The sequence below is a fragment of the Candidatus Binatia bacterium genome (assembly GCA_036382395.1).
In the GTDB taxonomy this organism is placed as follows: domain Bacteria; phylum Desulfobacterota; class Binatia; order HRBIN30; family HRBIN30; genus JAGDMS01.
The window spans coordinates 1-10,231 of record DASVHW010000370.1; the positions used below are offsets into that span (position 1 = coordinate 1).

Here is a 10,231-nt window from a genome sequence, read left to right on the forward strand (position 1 = left end):
ACGTCCGGCCCTGGTACTCGTGGCTGCCGCCTTTCGGCGTGACCGGATCAACCGTCATGCCGCAGACCGGATCGATCTCCTTCCCGGCCTGCTGATCTACAGGGCGCTGCGTCACGTCTGATTAGAAGCCGCCGCGCAGCGGAAGCTTGGCATCCGTCCGTCGCATCCGCAACCCGCGCGTCGCTACGATTGGAAAGGTCCAGCAGCGAGGTAGCGTTCACCCGTATCAGGGAAGATGACAACAATGGTTTTGCCCTTGCTCCCGGCTCTGTTGGCAACCCGGACCGCCGCCACCGCCGCCGCGCCGGAAGAGATGCCGACGAACATGCCTTCCTCCCGTGCCAGGCGTCGGGTCATGGCGAAAGCATCGTCATCGCTCACCTGGAGCACTTCATCGACCAGCTCGCGGCGCAGGACATCGGGCACGAAGCCCGCCCCAATGCCCTGGATTTTGTGCGGTCCTCGCTGGCCGCCGGACAACACCGGCGAGCCGGTTGGCTCGACGGCGAAGGCGCGGAAGGCCGGTTTTCTTTTCTTGAGCACTTCGGAGATGCCCGTGATCGTACCACCCGTTCCCACGCCACTGATCAGTATGTCAACACGACCGTCGGTATCCTGCCAAATCTCTTCGGCCGTGGTCTCACGATGGATCGCAGGATTCGCCGGATTCTTGAACTGCTGCAGGATGACGTAGCGCTTGTCGCCGGCCTGCATCTCCTCGGCTCGACGCACGGCGCCGGGCATGCCTTCCGGGCCAGGGCTCAGAACGATCTCGGCGCCAAGCGCCCGCATGATGGCTCGACGTTCGACGCTGAACGTCTCCGGCATCACCAGCACCAACGGGTACCCTTTGGCGGCACAGACGAACGCCAGCGCGATGCCGGTGTTGCCGCTGGTGGGCTCCACGATGATGCTATCCTTCTTCAGCAGGCCGTCGCGCTCCGCTGCGGTCACCATGCTCACACCGATCCGGTCTTTCACGCTGGCCAGCGGATTGAAGCACTCCATCTTTGCAAGCACCTCAGCGCCGGCCCCGTCCGTCACCCGTCGTAACCGCACCAGCGGCGTGTGTCCGACTGTTTCCGTAATATCGTTGTAGATGCGCATTCTCGCTCCTCCGCAGTTATCGTCTCGCCCTTCTGCGCCCGAGCGCAGCCTACGATGTTTCTATACTGCAGTGTTTTCTTGCACCTTTCCGACGGAAAGGAAAGCGCAGGTTAGGCCGCGTCCAGCTTCGAACTCGCCATGGACTGCGGCGCGCTGACCATGCCCAGCAAGTGGGCCGCTAGTCTCTTGCCCAGACCGAGGATGGTGAGCACGGTAGGCCGGTCCAGCGCCTCCGGAAACGTGCTGGCATCGCAAACGTACAGGTTCTTCACCTCCGTCTGCAGGTTCTGGTCGACCAATTGGCCCAGGCGCACCGTGCCGCTCGGGTGGGTCCCCCGCAGGGGCGTGAGGAAGATCGAGTCCGCATCCGCTCCCGCTCTGATCAGTATCCGCCGTGCAACGATGGCGGCGTGATTGAGCCGGAAGCTGTCGCGCTCCGTCATCGGTTTCGAAATCTCACCCTCGATCGTTATGCCGCCGGAGATGTCGTCCTTGATCTTGATCATCACACCTAGCGTTCGGCCCCACCGCGGCCAGGTCAGGGCGTAGCCAGGACCCTTGAGTGCGGTGACCATCGGATACAGCAGCCACGGATCCAGGAGCGTACTGAGCATGTATCCGATGTCGTCATCGGCGTAGCCCCAGGTCATGGGCGGCTCCTTACCGATGCCCTTCTCCGCTGCAAAGCCGTAGACCATGGTGGTGGTGTCCATGGTCATGCCGTGGCCGGCTTCGAAGAACCCGGCGTGCTGCAAGATCAGCGGGGTACCAATGCCGCCGGCGGCCAGGACGACGACCTTGGCTTCGACTTCCAACGGCTGCCCACGCCACTTGCCGCGCACACCGCCGATCTGGCGATTTTCGATGATCAGATCATCCACCTTCGCCTCGGTCAGCAGCTCACATCCAGCCCTCACGGCTTGGTCGACCCACTCGGCGGCATTCCATTTCGCGCCGCAGCGGCAACCGAGCATGCATTTGGCGCCGCAATCGAAGCCGGAGCTGCAGGCCGGGCGAATGAACTTCATCAAGGGTTCCCACTGGTACCCGAGGGAAAGGGCCGCTTCCGCGATGCGTGTCGACGCGACACCACGATACTGCGGCGCCAACGGGGCGATACCGATCTCTTCGATCGTCTCTTCCACGTAGGATGCGAGATCAATTCCGTACTTTTCCTTGAGCCAGGCCGGCGGGCGCGCGGCCGATCCGCAGTACATGCTGGTCGCCCCACCGACCATCAAGGGGCGGACGATCGTCAAGCCTTCCTTGGTGAACAGGAAACTGTGCCGATCGGTGTAGGTCACGGCACCGAGGTAGGTGCCGTAGTGAAACTTACGGCGATAATCCCGCCCGCACTCGAGGAGAATCACCTTCTTGCCGGCACGGGACAGTTGTCGGGCCACCGACGCTCCACCCGGACCGGAACCGACGACAACTACTTCAGCCTGCTTCTTTATCGCGCTCACAACTATAGGCCCCCCGCCGCGTCATTTACCTCGGTCGGACGGCCGGCTGCAAGTTATTATCAGGGAGTCCCGGCTTGATTGAACTCCTTCATGTAGGCAATCAGCGCTTTGATGCCGTCGTCGTCGAGGTTCTGGTTCGGCATGATGATATCGCCGAACTCGTGCGACCAAGTTTGCAGATCCGGGGTCTTCGCCACAACGGCCGCGGGATCCTTTAGCCACGCGGTCAGCCATGGGTCGCTGCGTCGCTGCGCGACACCTGCCAAATCTGGACCGATGAGTTTTCCGCCCCCTATGCGGTGGCACGTGTTACATCCACGATTCATGAAGACAAATCTGCCTCGTTGACCGAGGTCCGTGTTCGCCGGTGGCGGATACGGTACCTCGCGGACAATCGGCAGCACCGCCGGAGGACGTCGCCGTGCGGCAGGCACATACTGCGGCGGGAAACTGATCCGCTGCCAACTCATCATCAGTAGCGCCAGCCCCCTGGCTTGCTCATCATTCAGACGGTAATTCGGCATTCCGCTGCCTTTGACAACCTGCTGGGGACTCTTGAAGTGCTGGATTTCCCACTTCAGTGTCGTCTTCGGACCCTCCACGGCAGAAAAATCCAGCATCTCGGGATTGAGATCGCCGTCGTACGTCAGATCCGACGCAGCCAAGCCACCACCGCCTTCGAGACCGTGGCACGACGTGCAGTGCTTCTTGTCCACGATCTCCCTCGCCATGTTGATCATATCCATCCCGGCGGTGCTATCATCGTGACGGTGGCACGTGTTGCACTTGCTCTCCATGAGCTGAGCCCGGGTGAGGCCGTAGTTTGCGGCGAGGGCGGTCGTCAGCAGCGGATCATCCCAGTGTTCCACCAGTCCGTGTGCCCCAGTTTCGTCGAGGGCGAATCCCTGCCCGCCATGACAAACGGTGCAAGCGAAAGTGGGAAACGGATGTTTCGCCATGTAGGGCAGATCAGGATGTGGGCGGTACAACGGCGGCAAGTCGGGCAAAGTAGAAATCGAGGCGTCGTAATTGACGTGGCAACTGATGCACCGATCGACCCGGCTCAGCGCGGGAACCCAGATCTGCTGCACGGAGTCAGGGACCGCCGCCGCCGCGTCATAGGCGCCGCGCCCCTTGAGGTATGTGCGAAACGCACCCGTCTGGCGCTGCCACTCAGGCGTGTACTCGCGCCATGCCACGGTGACCACGAGTAGAAGGACCGCAATCGAAGCGAGGAGCAACGGCCAGAAATCCCAGTTCCGAGAGAAAGACGATCTCATGCGCGCCTCGCTACAGTCTCCGCGGCATCTCAGGCCAAGCCTGCCACGGCCAGAAGAGCTGCCAATATGGTCCGCGCATCAGAAGGCCGATGAGCACCAACACCAGAATGACGATCGCAATAATGCACATGACGGTGTTCTGCAGGCGGCGCTCAGGCGGAAACCATTTACCCACGGCCGACAACGGGCTGCGATCGAGAAATGGCCACGCTGCCGCCGCCAGAACCAAGATGCCCGGCACCACAATGCCCCCGATGAGCCCGCCACTGATGGTGAGCGCCCCGACTCGCACCGTTGCAATCGCCACCAATTCCTGCAGCCACAAGAAGTACCAGGGCGCCTTGGCTGGATTCGGGGTCAGAATGGGGTTCGCCGGCTCTTCCAACGGGGCGCCGGAGATCAGACTGAGGACGATGCTGACGGCGAACACGGCGAGAAACACCAGCATGAGGCGCCGGCTGAGGTGCGGCGAGGAGAACGTGCCGGCTTCGTCGCTCTGCGGTCTGGCTGCCCGCGTCTCCAACGACGTTCCTGCCGTCACGCCGAAAAGCGAGTATGTCTTGGTAGGAACGGGAGGTGTTTCACTGGGCACGCCGAGGCTCGCTGCGGCAGCATCCGTGACGGCCATGCCGCCATCCCGGCGCACGCGCCACATGTGATAGGCAAACAGCACCAGGACAGCGCCGGGCAGCACGATGACATGCAGCACGTAAAAACGGACCAACGCACTCTGGCCGATCTCCGTGCCGCCGAGCAAAACGAAGCGCAGCCCTTCGCCGACGATGGGAGCCTCCTTGGCGATGTTGGTGCCTACGGTGACCGCCCAGAAAGCCAGCTGATCCCACGGCAGCAGGTATCCCGTGAAGGAAAGGAGCAGCGTCATCAGCAAGAGCACCAGTCCCACCAGCCAGTTCGCCGCGCGCGGCGCGCGATAAGCACCGGTGAAAAACACCCGAAGCATGTGGAGAAAGACGACCAGCACCATCAGATGCGCCGCCCACCGGTGCTGATTGCGCAGGAGCCATCCGAAACCGACGACGTAATCGATGTCCTTGATGCTCCAGTATGCCTGCTCGGTCGAAGGGATGTAGAAGAACATGAGCAGGACGCCGGTGACCGTGAGGATCAGAAAGAGAAACGCGGAGATGGCACCCAACCACAGACTGTAACTCCACGCGAAGCTTTCCGCGGCGATTTTGGCGGGAAACCAATGCAGCCACAGGTTCTCGACGATTGCCGTACTGGCTTCGCGTTCACTCGCCGGACTCCACGTCCAGGTGATCCAGCGCCACAGTCGTGTCAGCCCGCTTCGCAGGCTCAGCCGGCTCGCAACGCCCCTTTGCTTCTCACTCGTGAGTGCCAACGGTTCACCTTTCAAATGCGCGATGCCCTCAGGCAACCGCGAATCGGTACGTCGATGGTACGCTCTTGCCGGAATCGACAACCAGGAACCCGTCCCCGGAAACACTCAGTGGGTACCAGTTCAACGACCGTGGCGCGGGTCCGGCGAACGGAATGCCATCGGCTTTGAACTTGCTCCCGTGGCACGGACAGTCGAACTCGCTGAGCTTCTCCTTCCATTCCACCGTGCATCCCAGGTGGGTACAGGTGGCGGAAATGACGTGGAACTGGTTGCGCTCGCGCATGACGAACAGCCGATGCGCGGGGACGAAGGTCACGCCCTCGGGATACTCGCCCGGTTTGCCGACTTTGAATTTTTTGGACGGTTCGTACAGGACGCGCGGCACGAAGGCGCGTACCACGCCGACGCCTTGGGTGGCGATCGCAGCCACCACCGACCACTGTCCGATCCACTGCAGGAAACGGCGCCGCTCTGGCTCAACCGGTTGTGTCACGGCTCTCCTCCTCAAAACGAAATCGTTCCATCGTGATCGCTCCCGTCGGGCAGCGGATGGCGCACAGCGCGCAACGGATGCAGCGTTCCTCGCCATACAGGAAGGCCATGTGCGGCCGGTCCGCCGGCGCGACCGCGGCGACGGCGAGTTGATCGCCGGCCGCCAGCGTCAGATTCTCCACCGGCGTGAAACTGATGCAGTTTTCCGGACAAATGTCGGCGCAGCGCGCGCACAAGACGCAGAGGTCTCCGTTGTAGATCGGGTTGATGTGGCAGGACAGGCAGCGGCTGGCTTGCTCCCGAGCCTCGGCCTCGGAGTAACTCTCTTCCACCTCGGTGATCCCGGTGCGCCGGTCCACCGGAACGACCGGAACATGGCGCGCGATTTGTTCGTAGTGTTCCGGCATACGATACGTGGCCAACGGTTGCTCCTCGACAATGACCCGCATGTGGCGTTGGTGGTGCCCGCCACTCAGGTACGCATCGATCGATGCCGCCGCACGTTTGCCATGCGCGGCCGCGGTAATGAGGAGGCTGGGTGGGAAGGCCCCGTCGCCGCCGGTAAAGATACCCGGGGCGGTGGTCGCCAGCGTCTGTGGATCGACCTTGATCAATCCGTTCGGGGTAAGCTCGACGCCATCTTCCGGGCGCACGAAGCTGTAATCAGAGCGTTGTCCGATAGCCAGCAAGATCGTGTCGGCAGGCACGACCCGCTCGCTTCCCGCCGCGAAGGCCGGATTGAAGCGGCCCTGCTCGTCGAACACCCGCGCACAGCGAATCAGCTCGATGCCGGTGGCGCGCCCGTTCTCACCCACGATTCGTTTCGGCCCCCAGCCCGGACTGAAGTCGATCCCCTCATCGCGTGTCACCTCCATCTCCTCGCGTCCCTGCACCGAGCGCATGGCAGGCATCTCTTCGAGTTGTTCGAGGCTGACCACCGACACGTCCAGCGCGCCACGCCGGCGCGCCTCGCGCGCCGCGTCGAGGGCAACACGCACCTCCGTCCCCATGACGCGGCCGAGCTCTTCCGCTGCCCGTTCCGCACCGCTCAGCAGCACCCGCACCGCCGTCCGCGCCGCATCCAACGCCACCAGGCCGCCGCCCACCACAACGACACGCCGGCCGACATCGACCCGGTAACCGCGATTCACGTTGAGCAAGAAATCGATGGCCTTGACCACGCCGTCGAGTTCCCCGCCTTCGATGGCCAAGTCGCGGCCTCGGCCGGCCCCAACGGCCAAGAAGATCGCGGCGAAGCCCTCGGCGCGGATTTCGCGAACGCCGAAATCCTTGTCCAAGGATCGGTTGAAAAGGAAGGTGACACCGAGGCCACGGATTTCTGCGACCTGCCGGTCGATCACCTCCCGCGGCAAGCGGTATTCTGGGATGCCGTAGCGCATCATGCCGCCGCCGTGCTCCATGGCCTCGAACACGGTGACCGTGTACCCCATCACGGCGAGGTCGTGCGCGCAGGCCAATCCCGCCGGCCCCGCGCCGATCACCGCCACCTTCGCTTTCGTTCCGCGGTGCTGCTTCATAATCTCGAGGTGGCCCGGCGTCGTGCTCTGCTGGCAACCGCCAGTCGTTCGTGGAACCGCATCAACCGCCATCGGTGTAAACGACTCGGGACCGAACCGTTCGGCAACGAAGCGTTTCAGGGGCCGGATCGCCACCGGCTCGTCGATCTTTCCGCGTCGGCAGGCATCCTCACACGGTGCACCACACGTCCGCCCGCAGATGGAGGCAATCGGGTTCGGCGAGCGGGCCACCGCGTAGGCTTCCTCAAACCGTCCCGCCTCGATGAGTTGGACGTACCGCCCCGCGTCGGTCGTCACCGGGCAGGCGGCCACACACGGGACGTTGTCTCGGAACCAGGTCAGCGGCCGAATGGTCGCTGACACCTTGTTGCTTGGCTCAACCATACAGCGGCCGGCAGACCTACTTCTTGCAGAAGCTGTGGACAAACTTCATCACGGCACGGATCTCCGGATCCGAAAGCGTTCCGCCCCAGGGTTGCATGTCCGCCGACATGCCGACGGCATCGCCGCCCTCACTGATGACCTTGAACATCTCGTCATCCGAGTGTTTCGCCATCATGGCGCAATCGGCAAAGTCACGCGGCTTCGGGTTGAGCATGGCCGCGCCCGGGCCGTCGCCCTTGCCCTCATCTCCGTGGCACTTGCGGCAATAGGACTGGTAATTCTCTTTCGCTTTGGCCAGATCCGCTTCCTGCGCCGCGGCGGGCAGCTGCACCAGCAGCATTGAAGCCGTCAACATTGCCGCGCCGACCAACAACTGAGTTTTCTGCATCATCGTCTCCTCTCCGTTTTCCGTGTCCGGCAAAATCCTTGACGTGTTCTTCCTAATTTCAGAACCCCCACCACGTATTAAAGGGCGGCGCCTGCAAGTCGATGACGGTTCCGTCCTCCGCAAACACGACGGAACCGTTGCCGACGTCAGGATAGGCGTAGTACCAAACGTTCTTCGAAGGCAGCTTGATGATCCTATCGGGCCGGCCGAGGAGCGCCTCGATCTGCTGCATCGTCATCCCCAGCTTGACACTTTGCCAGTGATCCCTGAGCCCGACCTCGCGTGCAGCACCCGCCCGTTCAACCGGCTGGGGCGTTTTCCCTGTCTCCTGGGCACTGGGGCCGGACTCACCCGAGAAGCGTTGTTCGATGGTCTTCACTCGCGCATCGAGACGCTCGACCGCTTGCCTCAGCGCCCCGACTTCCCGGCGCAATGCGCCGGTGTCGTCGCTCTCCGCGCTCGCGGGCACTGTAACCGCAAGCCATACCAGAACCGCCAATGGTACCCGGCCCCACCACGCCATCCAGCTCACCATGCGTACGGTCCTTCTGCCAAGAGGCCCGCCATCGCGATCAGTACATCAGCCATGCCAGGAGATAAAGTGTGTTGTTGTTCCACGAATCGCGACCATTGCCGTCGAAATTGTGGGTGCGGCCGTTGAACTCGGTGTAGGCAGTGTATTGCGCAGACAGGCGGATGTTCTGCCACGGGAAGAAGCCGATATCGGCCCGGAGGCCGTCGCTGTCGGGGCTGCCGTTGGCGCTCCCGTACCGCAGGGCGTCGTTCTGCCCCCTGATCAGGAACCAGCCGAGCGCCAGCGACAGCCGATCACGCCAGTGGTAGATGCCGTCGAGCCGGAAGGTGTGCAGCTTGTCGTTGAGGTTGGAAGCGCCGCCTGCCGGCTGCATCGCGTCCAACTCTGCGTTTTCGAAGATATAGGTCGCATGCGCCGACACGAAATCTTTCCCGAAGGGCCGTTCGAACTGCGTGTCGAAAGCGTAGTCGCTGAACCGGTCAGCCTCGCCGGACACGGAAACTGGATTGCAGAAATCGGACCCACCAGAAACCGGACAAGCCTGTGGTTGATTGGGGAGCGTGTTTGGAACGACTTGCGCCCACAGACCAAAGGTACCGACTTCCAGATAATTGCGTCCCCAGCTCTGCTGCCACGCCAGTCGCCAGTAGGGGGCGACATCTTTGATGGTCCCAGTCGCCGTCAGCCCATTCGTGGGCGGCTGCGGCTCCCCAATGTGCGCCGATCGGTACACGGCCACGTTAGCGTACAAATGCTTGTCGAAGAGAGCGTACAGACCGCCGCCCGCAACCTGCTGTGCCAGCCCGCCGTCCACCAATGCCGCCGCTGCGGGCGTCTGTGCCGAGTCGGCCAGCGCAAAGGGAAAGCCCCATGCCGGCGTGGTGTGCCATGGGTCCTCGACCGTTGGATTGTTGTTGACGTCGATGCCGTAGAGCAGCTCCCGATCGGCGAGATTCGTGTCGTTGGCGTATCGGATGTCGGTATTATCGAGGGTGAAGTGGTCATCTTGGCCACTGTATGTCGCCTGCAAGAAGGTTCCAATGTGCGGCGTGATCTCCCCAGCCAGAAACAGACTCAGCGCTTGGGGAAACTCGACGTTGTTGTTTTGTGTCCCTGGCTGCAGCCGGTCGGTCCGCGTCAGCGAGGTCTGCAACATGATTGACAACGGGAAGGCACGATTGATGGTCATCGCCGGAGCCTCGTCAGTCCCCGGTTCCTCGAGCTCCTTCATCGCCTGCAACGTGTACCCATGCAGCTTGAACATGCGGCCAAAAGCCGTGAGTTCCGGAAACGTCGTGTGACACGCGGAGCAAGCCAGCCCGGTCTGCCGTGCAAAGCTCGGCACCGCATCGGCATGACGCGCACCGAGCAGCATGACTGCGACCAGCACTCCACAACTCACCAGCAACCGCCCCTGCGTCCGGCCGCTGGTCCCCAAGGTTACCTGCTCAATCCTGCCCCAGAACCTCTTCATCAGTGCCTCCTTTTTTCAAGATAACCAGTGATACCGCAACACACTCGGCGCGCAACGCCGCCGAAAAGGATACCCCCTGATACGCCCGAGAGCCAGTGCCCTCAAGGGGAAGTCATAGACCGAGGATTCAGATCAGAAAAGAAAGCTGAAGAAGGTAGACCGGTACGGTCGCTGCGCGACCTATCCCGAGCGGATGCTCCACCG

General features: G+C 62.5%; 9 protein-coding genes. All 9 read right to left on the reverse strand.

Annotated features, from left to right (window positions below):
* Nucleotides 1-183 precede the first annotated feature (183 nt).
* Nucleotides 184-1,107 carry a cysteine synthase A gene (gene cysK / locus VF515_17775; protein HEX7409481.1) on the reverse strand — a complete coding sequence of 308 codons (924 nt, stop codon included), beginning with the start codon at nucleotides 1,105-1,107 and terminating at the stop codon, nucleotides 184-186.
* Nucleotides 1,108-1,217: 110 nt separating this feature from the next.
* Entirely contained in the window at nucleotides 1,218-2,510 is a 1,293-nt protein-coding gene (locus tag VF515_17780) for a GMC family oxidoreductase N-terminal domain-containing protein (GenBank protein ID HEX7409482.1), read from the reverse strand.
* Between the two features lie 122 nt (nucleotides 2,511-2,632).
* A complete protein-coding gene (locus VF515_17785; protein ID HEX7409483.1) occupies nucleotides 2,633-3,853 on the reverse strand; it encodes a c-type cytochrome in 1,221 nt (406 codons plus the stop codon).
* A gap of 10 nt (nucleotides 3,854-3,863) precedes the next feature.
* Nucleotides 3,864-5,216 (reverse strand): cytochrome b N-terminal domain-containing protein, encoded by a 1,353-nt coding sequence (locus VF515_17790; protein HEX7409484.1) that lies wholly within the window; start codon nucleotides 5,214-5,216, stop codon nucleotides 3,864-3,866.
* 28 nt (nucleotides 5,217-5,244) lie between these two features.
* Nucleotides 5,245-5,709, reverse strand: coding sequence for a Rieske 2Fe-2S domain-containing protein (locus VF515_17795; GenBank protein HEX7409485.1), 465 nt, complete (start codon nucleotides 5,707-5,709; stop codon nucleotides 5,245-5,247).
* Complete coding sequence (locus VF515_17800; protein HEX7409486.1) at nucleotides 5,693-7,609, reverse strand: FAD-dependent oxidoreductase; 1,917 nt, start codon at nucleotides 7,607-7,609, stop codon at nucleotides 5,693-5,695. The genes VF515_17795 and VF515_17800 overlap by 17 nt, the downstream gene beginning before the upstream one ends.
* Before the next feature lie 37 nt (nucleotides 7,610-7,646).
* Nucleotides 7,647-8,021 carry a c-type cytochrome gene (locus VF515_17805; GenBank protein ID HEX7409487.1) on the reverse strand — a complete coding sequence of 125 codons (375 nt, stop codon included), beginning with the start codon at nucleotides 8,019-8,021 and terminating at the stop codon, nucleotides 7,647-7,649.
* 55 nt (nucleotides 8,022-8,076) lie between these two features.
* Nucleotides 8,077-8,553 (reverse strand): outer membrane protein assembly factor BamE, encoded by a 477-nt coding sequence (gene bamE, locus VF515_17810; GenBank protein ID HEX7409488.1) that lies wholly within the window; start codon nucleotides 8,551-8,553, stop codon nucleotides 8,077-8,079.
* Between the two features lie 37 nt (nucleotides 8,554-8,590).
* Nucleotides 8,591-10,027, reverse strand: a complete 1,437-nt coding sequence (locus VF515_17815) for a cytochrome C (GenBank protein HEX7409489.1) — start codon at nucleotides 10,025-10,027, stop codon at nucleotides 8,591-8,593.
* Nucleotides 10,028-10,231 lie beyond the last annotated feature (204 nt).